General features: G+C 65.6%; 17 protein-coding genes. 7 read left to right on the forward strand and 10 right to left on the reverse strand.

The window, feature by feature from the left end; all coding sequences use genetic code 11:
* A partial coding sequence (locus tag VFV09_11515; protein ID HEU4868344.1) for an XdhC family protein occupies nucleotides 1-459 on the reverse strand: 459 nt, incomplete at its 3' end.
* On the reverse strand, nucleotides 459-773 hold the full coding sequence (locus VFV09_11520) for an XdhC family protein (GenBank protein HEU4868345.1): 315 nt from the start codon (nucleotides 771-773) through the stop codon (nucleotides 459-461). The genes VFV09_11520 and VFV09_11515, both read right to left, overlap by 1 nt.
* A 413-nt stretch (nucleotides 774-1,186) precedes the next feature.
* Here VFV09_11520 and VFV09_11525 point away from each other — a divergent pair, with 413 nt between their 5' ends.
* The 5 genes from VFV09_11525 (at nucleotide 1,187) to VFV09_11545 (ending at nucleotide 5,004) form a co-directional block, all read left to right on the forward strand.
* Complete coding sequence (locus tag VFV09_11525) at nucleotides 1,187-2,053, forward strand: xanthine dehydrogenase family protein subunit M (protein HEU4868346.1); 867 nt, start codon at nucleotides 1,187-1,189, stop codon at nucleotides 2,051-2,053.
* A gap of 43 nt (nucleotides 2,054-2,096) precedes the next feature.
* Nucleotides 2,097-2,591 carry a (2Fe-2S)-binding protein gene (locus tag VFV09_11530; protein HEU4868347.1) on the forward strand — a complete coding sequence of 165 codons (495 nt, stop codon included), beginning with the start codon at nucleotides 2,097-2,099 and terminating at the stop codon, nucleotides 2,589-2,591.
* A 95-nt stretch (nucleotides 2,592-2,686) separates the two neighbouring features.
* Nucleotides 2,687-3,622, forward strand: a complete 936-nt coding sequence (locus tag VFV09_11535) for a methyltransferase domain-containing protein (GenBank protein ID HEU4868348.1) — start codon at nucleotides 2,687-2,689, stop codon at nucleotides 3,620-3,622.
* Nucleotides 3,623-3,624: 2 nt separating this feature from the next.
* Entirely contained in the window at nucleotides 3,625-4,647 is a 1,023-nt protein-coding gene (locus VFV09_11540) for a methyltransferase domain-containing protein (protein ID HEU4868349.1), read from the forward strand.
* A gap of 108 nt (nucleotides 4,648-4,755) precedes the next feature.
* Nucleotides 4,756-5,004, forward strand: coding sequence for a hypothetical protein (locus VFV09_11545; GenBank protein ID HEU4868350.1), 249 nt, complete (start codon nucleotides 4,756-4,758; stop codon nucleotides 5,002-5,004).
* Between the two features lie 4 nt (nucleotides 5,005-5,008).
* On the opposite strand, the gene VFV09_11550 is transcribed toward VFV09_11545, so the two are convergent.
* From VFV09_11550 to VFV09_11560, 3 genes are all read right to left on the reverse strand, one after another.
* Complete coding sequence (locus VFV09_11550) at nucleotides 5,009-5,863, reverse strand: sterol desaturase family protein (protein ID HEU4868351.1); 855 nt, start codon at nucleotides 5,861-5,863, stop codon at nucleotides 5,009-5,011.
* A 144-nt stretch (nucleotides 5,864-6,007) separates the two neighbouring features.
* Nucleotides 6,008-9,901, reverse strand: a complete 3,894-nt coding sequence (locus tag VFV09_11555; GenBank protein HEU4868352.1) for a CPBP family intramembrane glutamic endopeptidase — start codon at nucleotides 9,899-9,901, stop codon at nucleotides 6,008-6,010.
* A 267-nt stretch (nucleotides 9,902-10,168) separates the two neighbouring features.
* Complete coding sequence (locus VFV09_11560; protein ID HEU4868353.1) at nucleotides 10,169-10,570, reverse strand: hypothetical protein; 402 nt, start codon at nucleotides 10,568-10,570, stop codon at nucleotides 10,169-10,171.
* Between the two features lie 202 nt (nucleotides 10,571-10,772).
* On the opposite strand from VFV09_11560, the gene VFV09_11565 reads away from it, so the two are divergent.
* Nucleotides 10,773-11,918 carry a phosphoribosylaminoimidazolecarboxamide formyltransferase gene (locus VFV09_11565; GenBank protein HEU4868354.1) on the forward strand — a complete coding sequence of 382 codons (1,146 nt, stop codon included), beginning with the start codon at nucleotides 10,773-10,775 and terminating at the stop codon, nucleotides 11,916-11,918.
* 30 nt (nucleotides 11,919-11,948) lie between these two features.
* Complete coding sequence (locus VFV09_11570) at nucleotides 11,949-12,500, forward strand: hypothetical protein (GenBank protein ID HEU4868355.1); 552 nt, start codon at nucleotides 11,949-11,951, stop codon at nucleotides 12,498-12,500.
* On the opposite strand, the gene VFV09_11575 is transcribed toward VFV09_11570, so the two are convergent.
* The 5 genes from VFV09_11575 to VFV09_11595 all read right to left on the reverse strand — a co-directional run.
* A complete protein-coding gene (locus VFV09_11575; GenBank protein ID HEU4868356.1) occupies nucleotides 12,497-13,108 on the reverse strand; it encodes a nucleotidyltransferase family protein in 612 nt (203 codons plus the stop codon). The genes VFV09_11570 and VFV09_11575 overlap by 4 nt on opposite strands.
* A gap of 137 nt (nucleotides 13,109-13,245) precedes the next feature.
* Nucleotides 13,246-13,791, reverse strand: coding sequence for an SRPBCC family protein (locus tag VFV09_11580; protein HEU4868357.1), 546 nt, complete (start codon nucleotides 13,789-13,791; stop codon nucleotides 13,246-13,248).
* A gap of 137 nt (nucleotides 13,792-13,928) precedes the next feature.
* Nucleotides 13,929-15,071: an XdhC family protein gene (locus VFV09_11585; GenBank protein ID HEU4868358.1), complete on the reverse strand. Its 1,143-nt coding sequence runs from the start codon at nucleotides 15,069-15,071 to the stop codon at nucleotides 13,929-13,931.
* A gap of 102 nt (nucleotides 15,072-15,173) precedes the next feature.
* The gene (locus tag VFV09_11590; protein ID HEU4868359.1) at nucleotides 15,174-16,292 is read right to left on the reverse strand and encodes an XdhC family protein; all 1,119 of its coding nucleotides are present in this window, start codon (nucleotides 16,290-16,292) and stop codon (nucleotides 15,174-15,176) included.
* 28 nt (nucleotides 16,293-16,320) lie between these two features.
* Nucleotides 16,321-16,929 (reverse strand): molybdopterin cofactor-binding domain-containing protein (locus tag VFV09_11595; protein HEU4868360.1); only part of this gene is annotated, 609 nt, incomplete at its 5' end.

Below are 16,929 nucleotides of genomic sequence, written 5' to 3' on the forward strand. Positions count from 1 at the left end.
GTCGACCTTGGCGGTCTCCAGGAACTCATTGGGCCACTGAACGACGATCTCGTCGGCCTCCGGGAACCGCTCCTTGGTGGCGAATACCTTCCGGGCGTCGCACACGGTCACCCGGTAATCCAGGAATTTGCCGATGCGAACCACCGCCGATGCGAGGTTAACGGCGCCGAAGACGTACATGAGCGGAGGCGGGGCAAACGACTGGATGAACAGCTCGACGTCCTCGCCCTCCTCCCCTTTGGGGCCGTACTTGACCGTGGAGATGGCGCCGTGCTGGAGCATGTCGAGCGCCTTGTCCACGGCCACCTTGTCCAGGTCGGGGTCCCCGAGGGACCCCAGAACCTCCTCGTCGGAGGCGAGCACCTTGGCGCCCGGGTTGGGGCCGGTGACCTCGGTGATCAGCGAGACGGCGTCCTTCTGCTGGATGGCGTTCTTGAGGGCGTCGTAGATCTCCCCCATCAGTAGTCGAGGCGCTCGACGAACAGGTGGACCGTGCCGCCGCAGGTGAGGCCGACCGCGCAGGCTTCCTCGTCCGTGATGCCGTGGGTGATACGCATCGGGATGCCGGTGTCGATGACCTCCATGGCCTTCTCGATCACGGCAGGCTCGACACAGCCGCCGGAGACCGAGCCGGCGACCTCCATCTTTTCGGAAACCGCAAGCACGGCGCCGGGGTCACGGGGAGCAGAACGCTCGGTTTCGATCAAGGTTGCGACCGCTACCTTCTTCCCGTCGGACAGCCACTGGTCCACCGTGTCCAAAACTTCGTACATATCTGCCTCCCGGCCCTAATCCGGTCCGAGAACTACGCTCGTAAACCGGGATGCCAACGAATACCCCACCTCTAAAAGCCTCAACGCTCGAAGTGCCGCAAACATTTCCTCAGGGCGCCGCGTGCCTATTTCCCCAATGTTAGTAGGATCTATGAGTTAGGCCAGAGTGGTCCCGGTGAAGCAGCCGGAACCCCACCCTCGCCTTGACATAGCGAAGGCCGCTTCGATACATTAAGCGGCGGTCCATCGTATGGACGGCAGCACATCAGGAGGGGGAACCGGCGCCCGAAGCGTAGGCTACGAGCGATCGCCGCCAGTTCTCACAGTCAGCCCTCCCATATCCCCTTTTAAAGATTTGTAATGGCTTGTACCGGTCCCAGAAGTCTCGTGTAGTCCAGATCTAGGAGGAATGTATGTATCCCCCACCGTTCGAGTACGTAGCCCCCGATACCATTGAGGAAGCGCTCGCCATCTTTGCCCAGGCCGGCGAAGACGCCAAGGTCCTTTCGGGTGGCATGAGCCTCATTCCTCTCATGAAGCTCCGCTTCGCAAGCCCCTCCGTCATCATCGACCTCAACCGGATCCAGGGCCTGGACTACATCACCGAAGAGGCCGGCGGCCTTCGTGTCGGCGCGCTGACCCGCTACCGCAGCCTGGTGCGCTCCGACCTCCTGAAGTCCCGCTACCTGTGCATGGCGTCGTGCGCACCGCAGGTGGCCGACCCGGTGGTCCGCAACCGCGGCACGCTCGTCGGCTCCCTCTGCCACGCAGACCCGCAGGGCGACTGGGGCGCTTGCATGCTCGCCATGAACGGCGCAGTAGTGGCTCGCAGCCAGTCCGGCACCCGTGAGATCCCGGTCGAGCAGCTCATCGTCGGCCCGTTCCAGAACAGCCTGAACCCGGGTGAAATCGCAGTCGAGGCACGCGTTCCCAGCCAGGGCGAGCGTTCCTTCGGCCAGTACCTGAAGCTCGAGCGCAAGGTCGGCGACTTCGCCACCGCAGGCGTCGCAGTCTCCATCGGCTGGACCGGCGGAAGCATCAGCCACGCAGGCATCGCCCTCACCGGCGTTGGCTCGGCAAACATCAAGTGCACCGGTGCAGAGTCCGCCCTCATGGGTGGAAGCCTGAACCAGGGAACCATCGGCGAGGCCGCCCGCCAGGCAGCCGGTGCTTGTGACCCCAAGACCGACCACCGCGGCAGCGCCGAGTACAAGCGTGAAATCATCCGTGTCTACACCGAGCGGGCACTCAGCGCAGCAGCCGGCCTTCGCGCCGCTTAATCGCTGAGACGAAAATCACTCACGCAATTTCAAGGAGGCCAATGTGCAAGTAAAACAAGTGTCGGTCACCGTCAACGGTGAGCAGTACACCACGGAGATTGAGCCCCGGCTCCTCCTGACCCACTTCATTCGTGAGGTCCTGGGCCTCACCGGAACCCACATGGGTTGCGACACCACCAGCTGCGGCTGCTGCACCGTCCTTCTCGACGGGCTGCCCATCAAGTCCTGCACGTACTTTGCAGTGATGGCCGATGGTCACGAAGTCATGACGGTCGAGGGCATGGCCCTTGCATCCGAGCTTCACCCGGTTCAGCAGGGCTTCCACGAGGAGCACGGCCTTCAGTGCGGATTCTGCACCCCCGGCATGATGCTCGTCTCGAAGGCACTGCTCGACGAGAACCCCAACCCGACCGAGGACGAGATCCGCTGGGCCATCTCCGGCAACCTTTGCCGTTGCACCGGCTACCAGAACATCGTCAAGGCCGTTAAGTGGGCGGCTCACAAGATCAACTCGGAGCCCATCGCCTACCGCAGGTAATAACGCTTCTCACTAACCCCCACCCTGATTCTTTAGGGTGGGGGTTAGTCTTTAGTTGGACACCTTCAAAACTCACTTCCGGAGACTTTCGAATCATGGCCAAAACTCAGACCGACGCGGCAACCAAACAGTGGGTCGTCGACTACTACGACGGATCCTGGTTCGACTACCGGCTGATATGGCTGAACGGCGACAACCTCGGAAAGCACTTCGGCTACTGGGAGCCGGACACCAAGTCCCAGGCCGAGTCCCTTATCAACATGAACCGCCAGACCGCGCTTCGGGTCGACCCCAAGCCCGGCCAGCGGGTTCTGGACGCCGGTTGCGGCGTCGGCGGGTCGTCAATGTGGCTTGCCCGCAACTACGGGGTGGACACCGTCGGCATCAGCATCTCCGCCAAGGAGCTCGAGCGAGCCCGCAAGTACACCGCCAAGCGCGGCCTGCAGGCCCAGTGCACCTTCGAGCAGCAGGACTACATCCACACCAACTTCCCGGACAACAGCTTCGACATCGTCTGGGCGCAGGAGAGCTCCTGCCACAGCAAGCACAAGGACCTGTTCGTCAAAGAGGCGTTCCGGGTGCTGAAGCCGGGCGGCAAGCTGGTCATCGAGGACTGGTACCGCACCGGCCGGCCGTTCCACCCCGCCGACGAGAAGCTCATCCACCACTTCCTCGGCTGCTGGGCGATCCCCGACATCCCCACCAAGGATGAAATCACCGGCTACATGGCGGACGCCGGGTTCACCGACATCAAGTTCGACGACGTTACCCCCTACATGCTCCGGTCGGCCCGCCATCTGTACCTGATCACCGCCTGGCTCTACCCGGGGGCGTTCCTGCTCAGATGGCTGCGCCTTCGGACCAAGGTGCTCCACGACAACCTCAGGGCCGCTCGCGGCCAGTGGCGGGCGCACGTGCGCGGCCTGTGGATCGGCGGCATCGTGGTCTGCACCAAGCCGGAGTCGTCCGACTCGGAGGCGGCACAGTCGGCGCCCGCCGAGTCCGCACCCGAGCCGGTGCCCGCAAACTGATGGTGAACAAACCTTCGACCGACGCCGAGACCCGCAAATGGATCGTCGACTACTACGACGGGTCCTGGTTCGACTACCGGGTGGTCTGGCTGAACAAGGGCACCCTGGCCAAACACTTCGGCTACTGGGAGGAGGGGGTCACCCGCAACCACGGCGAGTCCCTCCTGAACATGAACAAGCAGGTGGCCGCCCGGGCCAACCCCAAACCGGGCGAGCGAGTCCTTGACGCCGGCTGCGGGGTCGGCGGCTCTTCCATCTGGCTCGCCCGAACCTTCGGGCTGAACACCGTCGGCATCAGCCTTTCGGAGAAAGAGCTGCAGCGGGCTCGACGGTACGCCAAGGAGCGTGGCCTGGAGGCGCAATGCACCTTCGAGGTCCAGGACTTCGTGAACACCACCTTTCCCGATGAGAGCTTCGACATCGTCTGGGCCCAGGAGAGCTTCTGCCACGCCATGGACAAGGGCGCCTGGATGAAGGAGATGTTCCGCCTACTCAAGCCCGGGGGCCGCCTGGTGATCGAGGACTGGTTCCGGCCGACGCGGCCCTACCATCCGGCCGACGAAGCGATGTATCGGGAGTGGCTGCGGGGATGGGCCATCGACGACCTGGCCACATCGGACGAGATCGTCGCCGACGCCACCAACGCCGGCTTCGTCAACGCAAAGGTCGACGACATCACGCCGCACGTGATCAGGTCGGTCAAGCGCCTCTACGCCATGACCGTGGCTCTGTTCCCCGGCGCCTACATCGGCAAGCTGGTCAAGCTGCGCAGCGACGTCCTCCACCGCAACATCGTCAGCGCCCGGCTGCAGTGGAGGGCCCGAAACCGCAACCTGTGGATCTCGGGCATCTTCTCGGCGCAGAAGCCGGAGGCTGCACCCCAGGGCGCTAACGGTAAAGAGCCCAAGGCCGCGGCCGAGTCGAACGCTCCCAAGGCCCCGGCTAAGAAGAAGTCGGAAAAGGCTCCCAAAGCGGATGCTCGGCCCGCCGAGGCGGCCCCCGCCGAAGCTCCTCCGTCGGAGTAGCAATGAAGTCGCCGGGAGGCGTCCGTACTGCCCGGCCGGACGAGGAGGCCGAGAGTTAACCTCGCGGAGGCGATCCAGTTCACCGCCGCCGACATCGCGATCATCATCGTGGGGCTCCTCGTGGCACTGCTCGTCTCTATCGCCGTCTTCGTGGCCGGCTGTAAAGCGGCAGCAAAGGCGGGGGCCGGATCACGAAATGCGTTGGTACTGTGGATCGTCATCGCACTGGTCGAGGCGTACCTGACCGTCTCGGCGCTCTTCAGCAGCGGCCGGCTGGTAGCACTGCTGGGAGTGACTGCCCTGGCCGTTCAAGGGGTCATGTACTTCAACGGCCGGAAGGACAGGCCGTCACCCTAGGCTGTCATCGAGCGATGCTTGCCGCTTCCCGGAGGTCCGAGCTCGGCTCGGGTTTCCTTCCGAACAGGTCCAGCCACCCCTGAACCTCGATGCGAAGAGGGTTGTTGCTGCCGTGATCGGGGCCGTAGTGCTCGGGCGCCGGGACGTCCCCGGACACCCAGGTCCCGGCCAGCCGGTCCCACCAGGTGAAGAAGGGCCCCAGGTTCACGGCACCTCCCTGCCGTCCGTGGTGGTGGCGGTGGGCCGAAGGGGTCATCACCACCGCCGAGAACCATCGGGGAAACCGCACCGGCAGGCTCGTGTGCTCGAGGACCTGCCAGGAGTTCGATATCGCAGCGCACACCACGACCACCTCCAGGTCGAAGCCGAACAGGGCCAGCAGCGGATGTATCAGCAACCCGTGGAAGGGCGCCCAGGTCTGCCTGAGGCCGAGAGTGGAGTCGAAGTCCGTGCCGCTGTGGTGGGGCTGGTGGGCTGCCCACCCGATCCTGGTCCGGTGCCCGACCACGTGGTAGACCCACCCGGACAGGTCCCACGCTATGAAGGTGACGGCGGCCCCGACAATCGGGTGGTCCCGCCAGAATTGAGCTGCACCGTCCGAACCGGCCACGGCGACGAGCTCCCAAAGGAACTTCATCACCACGGCATAGAGGCATCCGACGAGCAGGGCGACGCCGCCCATGAACGTGGCCGTGGCAGCCGAGGTGAAAATCGCTTTGCGTCCCGGGCCGGGCCGGCGGGCAAGCCAGGCGATCTCAGCGGCAACCAGGGCGAAGGCAACCGAGTACGGCAGGCTGACGGCCAGCGTGTAGGGCGGAATATCAGCCAGCCAGCGGGTGAAGTAGCCGATTCCTATCACCTCAGTTCATGGATGCCGGACCCAAGCGTCTCCGGGCCTACAACCCTAATCTGCAGCGGTTGCGCCATCAGGATCTGCAACCTGCCGGCCATTTGCCGATTGGATCAAGTCATCGGGGAGGTCGACCTGGCTGAGGCAGATTTGCTAGGCCGCCGGCGGTCCGAGCGCCGGGGCCGGCAGGATCACAAATCCGGTGATCGGCTCCTGCCCCGGGTAGAGCCTGGCCGGGTCACGGTACACACACCACTCGTGGGCCGCCTGCGGAAGCCTGTTCTCGATGTCCTTGGGCCGCCGTTCCTTCTTGACCGAGACCACGTCGTCCACCGAAACGCCCTCGGGGAGATCGACGAAGTCGGCAAGCGTCGGCGTGGAGCAGCTCAGCTTCCTGCCGTCACGCAGCTTGAGCCTGAAGTAGCGCTGGCCGTTGACGACCTTGGCCCCCCGGTGGACCTTTCGGCCGATCCAGGCCGGCAGGCTGAACGGGGAGGGTTCGATCCGTTCGATGTCCGCTGCGTCCAGGAACCGGGGGTCGCCGACGTCCGGAAATGCGCCCCAGGCGGTCAGGAAGCGTGAGGCCTCCACCAGGAAGACCCGTTCCCGTACCGACCCGTCCTTCAACACCAGGCGGCACGGAGTGCTGCGGGCTCTCCGGCTGGTCCGGGTGATCGATCTCAGCTGGCCCAGCAGCCGTTCGTCCAGAACGGGCAGGCCGGCCGCAAACGGCTTGGCCCAGACGACCCGGCGCCAGTAGGTGTTGAAGTCCACCCGGCTGCGGCGCCTGCCGAAATTCTCCGGCAGAGGGCGCGAGAACAGCATGCTCCACAGGCCTGCGACCACCAGCGCACCGGCGCAGCCGGCAAGGACGGCGGCCTGTGAGCCGGGGAAGGCGGGTGCGGCGGCCCCCGCGATCTCCGTGAGGACGATTGTGGTCGCCGCCGCCGGGAACACCGCCGCGAGGTTACGGCGAAAGACCAGGACGTAGGAGGTCACCGCCGCTGCGGAGGCCAGCGCGGCCGACAGGCCGAGCGCGGCGAAGCCGGTGACCTCGGGTTCCCACGAGACGAGCATCGCCGCCCCAGCTGCGAGGAGGAGCCCGCCTCGGAGCCGGTTTCGGGTCCAGCAACCTGTGAGGAGGTTGACCAGCCCGAAGACCAGCGCCGCCGCAGCCCCGACGGAGAGTGTGTTGACAACGCTCGACAGGCCGCCGAGCAGGGGCACCTCGTACTCCAGCGCCGAATAATCGGGCCAGCGGACGGTTCGGTCACCGAACAACCGCAGCGCCGGGATCACCGCGCCGGCGACGACTGCGCCCACCGGGATGCCGAGGAGCCAGGAGCGACTCATCGACTGCTTGGTCTCGTGGCGGCGCAGCCCCACCGCCGCCGCGAGGACCAGCCCGGCGCCGACGGCGAAAACCAGCTCCATAAAAACGGACCCTGCGACCGAGCCCGCGACACCGAACCCGCCGGGCTCGGCAAAAGGATCCTCAGTCAGGGTCTGCCAGTCGTTCAACGACACCACGACCGAGGCGACGAAGACCGCCAGGCCGGTGGTCCAAAACAGCCGGCCCGACACCCTGCGACGCACGGTAGCCACCAGGACATACAGGGCCATGGCGCTGATGAACGCCCAGACAACCGGGTCTACGACGTCCGACAGGAGCCTTATCTGTGATTCGCCGTCCCACGATTCTTCGTAGTACCCGTCGGGCATCTCAATGTACCGGTAGACGTCGGTCGCCTGTCCGCCCCAGATGTCGACCGCAACAAGTGCCATACCGGCCTTCAAGGGCGGCTGCGGCACTTTGAAGGTGACGTGCCAGTCGACGTCGTCCTCCCCCCAGTACTCGGCGAAGTCCACGTCTTCGGGGGTGACTGTCCTTCCGAGCTCCTCCTTGACTGCCGCAACCCCCAGGGCGACGGCTTGCTCCTCTTTGAGTTTCGAGGAGGAGACCAGCTCGTCCACCGTCTGGCTGGCCTCGAGCACCTTGCCGCGATGGTCCAGAGTGACCGTGTACCACTGGTCGCCCGTCCCGTCGAAGGTAACCGTCCAGCCCGGCGCGTTCAGGTATGTCCCGACCAGCTTGCGGTAGGTGGCGGATCCGTACTCATTCATGACGTAGTCGGCGTCTTCGCCCGCCTCGTCGTTCACCGAGGCGAACACATCGAACCCCTTCAGCTTTTTGCCCTGAGCCTCCAGATGGCCCCGGGCCGCGCTCTTCGCCTCGTCGGCATTTATCGAAACCGGCGGGGCATCGGCACCGGTACGGGTGGTCCCGAACCAGCCGGCAAGGCCGACCGACAGGAGGAGCACGAGGCCGGCCCAGGCCCTTGGCCCAAAGGGAGGGGCGAGCCGGGGCTCTGACGGCTCCGGCCCCCGGGTATCGGAACGCCACAACGCGTTGCGATCGGCCGGCTCGACCTCGGTCCAGCGCCGGGCTCTCAGCCTTGCGACCAGGACGATGACCAGGGGGACCAGACCGGCCGCTACGAACGCCGCCTTCGCTCCGAACGACGAGGTCTGGGTCGTGAAGATCGGCAGCCCCATGAGCACGTAGTCGTAGGCGAAGTGCGCCAGGATCGCAGGGACCAGCCCGAAAACCAGGTAGACGGCGCCGAAGGCGAGTGCCGGCAGGAACAGCTCGACAATGCGGGCGTAGACCGGCTCGGTCGGGTACGAGACGTGCGCCCCGGCGAACACCAGCGCCTGGGCTACCAGCCCAAGCCCCAGGAACAGCCGGGCGTGGCCGAACCGCTTCCCCAGCAGCACGGCGCCGGCAAGCGGGAGCGCCCGGAACAGAGCCTCCTCCAGCACGCCGGCGTGCAGCGCCATGGAGAGCGGGCCCAAGAACGGCAGGTAGGTGGCCAGCATGTCGGGGTCGGCGCTTGGAGAGGCGGGGGTGTACCAGGAGAACCACAGGGTCATAACTGCGTAGAAGGCTGTTACGTAGGCAAGCAGAATGAAGGCCCACAGGTACCCTCCGGCGGTGCGGCCGAGCATCGCCTTCGAGGCGGCGCTGGGCCTCCGCCAAACCCGCCACAGTTGGATCTGGTTGGGGAACGCAATCCTGGTCAGGCCCTCAGCCACCAATAGAGCAACCGAGGCCATGGCCCAATCCGAAAAGAACGTCGTCGCAGCGTAGGAGATCTGCTCCCCGACGAAGGTAGCTTTCGAGCCGAAGGTGCTGTAGTCGAACCAGTAGACGGGGAGGCTGTTGAGCTCGGCCGCAGCGGCGATCAGAGCGAGAGCCGCTCCCCAGCCGACCGACCGCCGCCACTCGAACTGACGCCGGCGCGCCAGCACGATCAGGGCGAAGGCACCGCCCACGAAGAAGACCGATCCGGCTACGAACCCGACGATTCCAAGGATCACGACCCTGGTCTCGTCCACCTCGGACTGGGCTATCTCGTACGAACGCGGCAGCTCGATCGACTGGGTGAAGCCGCCGAACTGGTCGCCGTTCACATATGCCGTGACGTTGAAGGTTGCCTTTTCGATGCGCGGGTCGCTGCGAACGTACTCCAGCTCCCAGTCGCGGCGAATGTTCTCGTCGGGACCACCCCAGGACTCGTTGTTCTGCAGCCGGTATTTGCTCAGATCCAGCCCGAACGAACTGGCCTGCTGCTCGGCGACGGCACGGGCCTGCTTAAGGTCCAGCGCTGGCCCGGGCTCCTCGTCGAGGGTGATCCAGTACCCCCACAACTTTCCGTCCGGGGTGAACTCGAACTCGGTCTCGGCCCACTCTTCGGGAACGAAGTGGCGGACCGACCAGGTGTACGGGTAGTAGTCGCCGCTCCGTAAAAGGCGCTGAAACGCCTCCGACCCTCCGCCCTCGTGCTCCAGATAGGTCTCGACCTCGTCGCCTCCGAAGAAGCTGGCCGCCTGTTCGAAGTTGCGCGGCCCGAAGTGGTGCATCTTTTCGAGGCGACGGGCCTCGCCTAGCGCTTCCTCCCGGCTCATCTCCAGGTTGATGTCGACAATCGGGAAGGCCCGGCCGGCCTGGGTCAGGGTGAGGGGGAGGGCGGCCAGGGCGAGCAAGCCGAGTAGAACCCATGTGACGGGCCTGCTGAACGCCGGCTTTCGGTCCCCGCGGTGAAACCCTCGAATGATGAAGCCCCCTCCTTGGCAAATCTGCCTCTCTATCGGCGCGAACCGCCGATGGGTTAAGCGAATTGCCAGATTGATACAGCGAGAACGGTGCCCGCTCGGTTACCGGGAGGAAAACAACCGGGAACGCCCGAACCTTCACCGGCCGGATCCGCTACCACTCGCTCGGGTGATCGATGTCCCCGAAGCTCCGGACGCCTACCTCAGTTTGCGGGCTTGCCTCGAGAACTCGGCGGCCAGCGGGCCGCCTGCCGGGATGCGGCTCCACCACCAGGGCTCGGTAGGAGCGCCGCTGTCCATCTTCGACAGCACCTTGTGGTCGTCCCTGAGCGTGTACGCGGAGTACAGGGCGTCGACAGCCTTCACCAGGGCCGGAACCGAGGACTCCGCCTCATCGGTGAGTGCCTGCTCCAGTCGATCCCTTACCTGCAGCGAGGCGACGAACTCCTTGATGCCGGCCAGCTCGTCGGCGGTGGTCGTCTGCTCGCCCTCCTCCAGCTTGAGCACGCGGTTCGCCCAGTCGTCCAGCAGCTCGAGCAGCGACGACTCCTTGCCGTCGGGCAACTTCACCGACGTGGTTGAAAGCTCTTTCAGATCCATTCGTTCCTCCCGGAGTCAGCGGGAACTTGTGCCGCCGCTTCTTCGAGTATGACCCCGATCACCCGCTGCTTGCATCGTGCGGGGCGAGGTCGGTTAACATCGACCAATTGCGACTGGCGTCGGGTGGGCTACCACCAGGAAGCGCTCTTGTCGGAGCATCGTACGCCTGGGTGCTCCTCAGTTAAGGCTGAGGAGGGTCGAAATGGAAATGCGATACGGGGTCAACCCCCACCAGAAGGCACGCGTCGGCGAAGGCAGCCCGGAACCCCTGAAGCTGCTCAACGGCAGCCCTTCCTACATCAACGTCCTCGACGCCTTGAACGCCTGGCCTCTAGTGCGTGAGGCTCGGGCCGCGGTGAATGCCCCGGTCGCGGCATCGTTCAAGCACGTCTCCCCCGCCGGCGTGGCGGTTGCCGGCAACCCCGACGAAGCCATGCGGGAGGTGTGGGGGCTGGGCAACGGCCCGGTCGGCCCGCTGACCTCGGCCTACGTCCGTGCCAGGGACGCGGACCCCAAGTGCTCGTTCGGCGACATGATCGCCGTATCCGAGCCGGTGGACCTCGAGCTCGCCGAGTTCCTCGCCCGGGTGATCTCCGACGGCATAGTCGCTCCGGGGTTTGAACCAGGCACCCTGGAGATCCTCTCCCGCAAGAAGAAGGGCGCCTTCCTGGTCTTCGAGGCCGACCCCGCGTACCGGCCGCCGCAGTGGGAGCGCCGGGAGGTCTTCGGCATGGTGCTCGAGCAGGAGCAGGACGCGCTCCCGATCACCGACGCCTGCCTGACGATGGCCGAGGGCCCCGAGCTGGGCCCGGAAGCGGTCGCCGATGCTCTGCTCGGCATGATCACGGTTCGCTACACGCAGTCGAACTCAGTGGCCTATCTGAGTGACGGGATGACCCTGGGCATCGGCGCCGGTCAGCAGTCCCGGGTCGACTGCACCAGGCTTGCAGGAGCCAAGGCGGCCAACTGGTGGATGAGGCGCAACCCTGCCGTGCGTGACCTGCCGCTGCCCGATGAGATGTCCCGCCAGGACCGGCTGAACTGGCAGATCCGGTATGCCGAGGGCGACATGACGGCGGGTGAGTGGGCGGCCTTCGCCGAGGTCGCCGGCGACACCCAGCCGATCCCCGCCGACCTGCGCTCCGCCTGGGGCGAACAGCTGGAGGGCGTCACCCTGGCCTCCGACGGATTCATCCCGTTCCGGGACAACATCGACTACGCCAGCCGCTACGGAGTCCGGTACGTTGTGGAGCCCGGGGGGTCGCTCCGGACGCCCGAGGTCGCCGCTGCGTGCCGGGAGCTGGGGATCTCGCTCGTCCACACCGGCATCCGGCTGTTCCACCACTGATAAGCGACGCCCTACCGCTAACATGCAGATGTGATCATTGCCCCCGTCCGGGAAAAGCAGCCCATGAAGCGCCGGATCGGCAGGCCGTTGGTCCTGTTCTCGCTCGCTTTGCTGGCGATCGTGGCGGGCACGGCGGTCCGGGCTCTGATGGTCTCCGTCCCCGTGGAGAAGGCGCCCGGGGTGGCCCTCTCCGACATCCCGCAGGGTGTCACCCTGCACCACGTCAGCGGGAAGGACGTCTGGATCGACCGGGCCGGTGACCAGCTGACCGCCTTTCTCGACGACGCGCAGCACCTGGGCCACGGAGTCGTCTACTGCGCCGGCCGAGGCGTCTTCATGTCCCCTGCACACGGGGAGCTGTTCGCCCGCAACGGCGTCGCCCTCGACGGGCCGGCCGCCCGCGGCCTGGACCGGCTTCCGGTAGCCGTCGAGGTGGTCGATGATGATCCCCGCGTGGTCATCGATACGTCGAGCGTGAGCGCCGGACCGCCGAAGGTCGCCCTGGAGGACCGCCACCTGTACGTCGGCCAGGAGCTGCTCGACCGGTACGACGCCGGCCCAGATGCCGGTTTCTGCAGTTAGGCCTCGGCGCTGGGCTGCGCCCGGCCCGTAAGCCGCTCGTAGTCCTCCCAGGTGTCCAGGTCCGAGGGCACCTCTCCGCCCAGCTCGACCTGCACCACCCACTCGGGGTGCCTCTTCAGGACCTCGCGGGCGCCCTTGTCGCCCTCAATCGCCTTCAGCTCCGGCCAGAGCTCCTTTTCGAAGAGCGTGGGGTGGTTTGGCTTGCCGCCGAACACGGCCTGAACCACCTTCCCGCCGGTGGCCTGGTAGGTCTCGGCGATCGTCCGGACCATGAGCGCGTTGACGGCGGGCTGGTCGCCCAGGATCACCACGGCGGCGTCGGACCTCTCGTCGGCCGCCTCAAGCCCCGTCCTGAGCGAGGTCGCCTGACCCTGGGCGTAGTCGGGGTTCACCACTATGCGGGTGCCTGGGCCGATCTGAACGGCTTCAGCGACTTCGTCCGCCCGGTGGCCCAGCACAACCACCACGTCATACAGGCCCGACTTCTCCATGGCGTCGACTGCGTGCTGAAGCAGAGGGCGCCCCTCGAAGTCCAGGAGTTGTTTCGGCTGGCCGAGGCGCGACGACGATCCCCCGGCCAGGATTATGCCGGTGATGCGGCCGATCACCGGCCGGAGCCCTTCCTACGAGTTGCGACCATGTCCGGATGCCCTCCAACAAAAGGACGGCCCCTTAAGGGGCCGTCCATAGAGTTCTTACGCCGAAGCGTTCGAGCGGCCCGGTGAGGCGGGCCGGTTGAGACTGCTTACTTCTTGCCGCCGAAGAGGCGCTTCATGCCCACAGCGGTGGACTGGGCTGCGATACCGAAACCGCTGGCTGCCTTCGGTGCGCCGCCGCCCTTGCCCTGAATGGCAGAGGACAGGCACTTGGCGAACTGGTTCATGAGGACGGTGGTGACGTCACCCATCATGCCGCGGCCGTACTGTGCGACTGCGCCGGACATCGTGATGTCCTGGTTGATCTTGACGGTGGTGGAGTTGCCGGAGCCGGTTAGGACTGCGGTTACGTTGGCCTCGGCCTGACCCTTGCCCTTCTCCTCGCCGCCGACGCCCTTCATGACGATGGTGTGGGATGCCGGGTTGCGGGAGACGATCTGCAGGGTACCTGCGAACGACAGGGACACGGGGCCCATCTTGATCTTGACGCGGCCCTTGAAGTTGTTCTGGTCGACAACCTGGGTGAGCTCTGCGCCGGGCAGGCAGGGTGCAACCTTCTGCGGGTCGTTGAAGTAGTTCCAAACGTCTTCTACTGGTGCCGGTACCGTGAAATCGTTCTGAAGTGCAATACCCACTTGCCACCTAACCTTTCGTTCGTCTTCCCTTGCCAGAGCTTTCTGGCAAGTAGTCTAGTGCTTGAGATACCGCGAAATCCAAGCGAGGGGCGCGGCACACGTCGCCGATTTACGCCGGTTATGCGCCCTGGGGACTCTCACGCCCCAACTGACGCCTTTTCCCGGGGATGCGTGGGGCCTTCCCTGTTCTTCAGGAAACCCGCATTCCGCCCGGATCTGACCGCCATAATTTCCGCTATCACTGCCCAGGCTATCTCTTCTGGGCCTTCAGCGCCAACGTCGAGGCCTGCGGGACCGTGAATCTTGCCTTCATCCTCCTCTGATGGGAACACGCCCTCCTTCGCAAGATCGGGGAGAAGACGGCGGAGGCGGGCTTTTGGACCGAGCATGCCTATGTACATGACGTCGGTACCCAGCAGAGCCTGCAGGTAATCCTGGTCCCGCACGTAGTTGTGGCTCATCACGATGGCGGCGGTCAGCCGGTCGACGCCCGCTTCGGTGACCAGTTCGGCCGCCTTGGGCAGCACGATGAACTCGGTAGCTTCGGGGAAGCGTTCGTGGTTCAAGAGCTGCTCACGGTCGTCGGCGAGGACGGTTTCCCAGCCAATCGACGCGGCCAGGCGCACGAGCGGGATGACGTCCTCACCCGCCCCGCAGATCAGCAGCCGGATGGGAGGCTCGAGCGGCTCGATGAATGCCGACACCTCCCCTTTGCCCTCCACCCCAAGCGTGTGCCGGCCGGCCTTGCGGCTCTCCAGCGAGGCCAGGGCAGCCTTGGTGCCCGCAGCCTCCAGGTCGGGGTCGCCCAGGCCGCCATCGGTGTGTCCGTCCGGGTGGACCACCAGCCTGGCGCCCGCCTCGACGCCGGCGATGGTTGAGGTGAGGACGGTCATCAGCCCGATGGTCCGCCGCTCCTCCAGCGCGAGCTTGAGGGCGCCGATCACCTTCGCCGCATGGTCGGGCGGCTCCACGAAGACCTCCAGGGCGCCGTTGCAACCAAGGCCCCAACCCCACACCGCCTCGTCGTCGGCGGTCAGGTCGAAGTCGACCAGGCGGGCGCCTTTCCCGGCCATGACCTCCTTGGCCTCGCGCCTGATGTCGTTGTCCAGGCAGCCGCCGCTGATGTTGCCGATAAGGTCGCCGCTCTCGGCCACCAACAGGCGTGCGCCGGGGCGCCGGTAGGTGGATCCCTGGGACGCCACCACGGTCGCCAGTGCCATCTTCTCGCCGCGGGCTCGCAGGGTCTCGATTGCGCTCAGTACATCAACGATCTCGCTCAGGGCTTGCTCCTAACGCGCGTTTACCGGAAGAAACGACTGGAATGGTATCTGAGGATCAAATTTGCTACCGCCCTTCCGGAGCTCGGTGCCCCGCCCACACGGTCAGGCCTGCTGCTTGACCTTCAGGTACTTCTCGGGCTCGTTCTGGAAAAGTTTGCGGCACGCCGGGCAGCAGAAGTAGTAGGTCTGGCCTTCGTGCTCGTGGTGGTACCGGGCGCCCTTGACCGTCACGGTCATGTCGCAGACCGGGTCGATGGCTTCCGCCGGGCCGTCGGCGGGAGGCGCCGAGGCCTTCGTCGCTGCGGGCTTCGCCTTGGCGTCCCCGTTCGCTGCCGCCGCAGGGGCCGGAGCGGCCTGGGCCGGCACGGGCAGCTGAAGCGTCTCGTCGGTGTCGGACTTGGTGGGGTGCATCGCGCCGGTGGAAGCCGGGGCGTTGCCGGCCAGCGCCTTGATCTGAACGATCTCGGCGATTACTGCTACCGCCATCTCCTCGTGCTTGATCCGGCCGAGGTCCAGCCCGGCGGGCGCTTTGATGCGAGCCAGCTGCTCTTCGGGGACGTCGTTTCCACGCAGGAACTCGAGCACGGTGGCCGCCCGCTTCTTGGAGGCAACGAGGCCGATGTAGGCGGCGTCGGTGCCGAGAGCGGCCTCCAGCGCGTCCTCGTCGTAGTGGCCGAGCGTAGCGACAACGACGTAGGAGCCGCTGTTGACCCCCTGCTCGGCGAAGTCCAAAGAGCTCCAGACCTCGTCGGCCACCGAGTGGTCGCTGAGCGAACCACCCTCGTCGTCGACGATCACCGTGCGCCAGCCCAGGCCGTTGGCCAGGGTGGCCATGGTGTCGACCACCGGGGAACGCCCGACGATCACTAGCTGGGGGGTGGGAAGGTGCGGTTCGATGTAAATCTCCAGTGCTCCCTCGCTCGCGCAGGACGTCGGAAAGGTTAGCAGCCCGTCCCGGGCTCGGGTCTCGAGGTCCTCCGGCGCTCCGATGAGAAGGAGGCGGGGCTCGCCGTCGGCCAGCGCTTTCATCGACTGGCGGACAACTAGTGGTTCGGTGCAGGCGCCGGCAACCCAGCCGCTCACGTCACCGTTGGAGGTTACGAGGGCTTTGTAGCCCACCTTGCCCGAAGAGGGCGCACGCCTCCACACCACGGTGGCGAGGGCAAATGCCTCGCCACCGTGGCGGAACTCATGTGCAAGCTCCAGGAGGTCTTTAGCCATTACTGACTAGTTTCCTACTTTTCCGGTATTAGTCCTGGCCCGGAAGGGGCGGGTAACCGGAGACGTCCTTGCGGTAGTGAATGGCTTCCCACACACGGCCGGACAAGCACGGCATGTCGATGTTGCGAACACCCAGGTGCTCCAGAGCGTCGATGACTGCGTTGACGAAGGCCGCGGGGCCTCCGACTGCGCAGGACTCGCCGATGCCCTTGCAACCCAGCGGGTGGTGCGGCGAAGGCGTTACGACCTCGAAGAGCTCCATGTGAGGGGCTTCCCAAGCGGTCGGCAGCAGGTAGTCCATGTAGTTGGCACCGATGCAGTTGCCGTCCTTGTCGTAGGTGATGAACTGCATGTTCGACATGGCGTAAGCCTCGATCATGCCGCCGTGGATCTGGCCTTCGACGATCATCGGGTTGATCCGGACGCCGCAGTCGTCGACTGCAACGACGCGGAGGGTGTCCCAGACGCCCGTCTCAGGGTCGATCTCCACCGCGATCATGTACGTGGCGGAAGGCCAGGTCATGTTGGGCGGGTCGTAGTAGGCGTTGTTCTCCAAGCCGGGCTCCATGCCGTCGGGCATGTTGGTGTAGGCAGCCATGGCGCACTGCTGGATGGTCACGCCGCGGTCCGGTGCGGA

It is taken from the genome of Actinomycetota bacterium (genome assembly GCA_035759705.1).
Taxonomy (GTDB): domain Bacteria; phylum Actinomycetota; class CADDZG01; order JAHWKV01; family JAHWKV01; genus JAJCYE01.